Annotated in this window: 1 protein-coding gene; it reads left to right on the forward strand. The window is 57.1% G+C overall.

Annotated elements, in window-relative coordinates; translation table 11 throughout:
* Positions 1-44: 44 nt before the first annotated feature.
* Positions 45-366 (forward strand): hypothetical protein (locus tag AC1RPU_RS08015; protein WP_481769643.1); only part of this gene is annotated, 322 nt, incomplete at its 3' end.

The raw sequence follows: 366 nt of genomic DNA on the forward strand, positions 1-366 counted from the left end.
GGGGTGGGCATTGCGCCTGCCCCTTTTCTATTTGTGAGAGATACATGAATTTCGAATTGCTTGACGCGTGGTTCGGATACCAGCTCAGCCATATGTTCGAGCGCTACACTGGCCGTCGAGACCGGCTGGCGGCGCTCGACATTATGCAGGTGCGTAGGATGCCGCGCATCGTGAACGTGGTGCCAGAAATTCCTGAAGAAGACCCTGTGCGCGGTAGCCTGAATTACGTGACGCGCGCCGAATTGTCTACCGTGTACGACGGCCTGTCCAATCTTCTCGACTACGAGACATACGTTCCGATGCGTCCGCATTGGGAGGAACAGGAGATCGTGCGCCGGCCCCAGATCGAGATCGATCGCACATGTG

The organism is Dellaglioa sp. CoH-55-MRSF-7, from assembly GCF_056782235.1.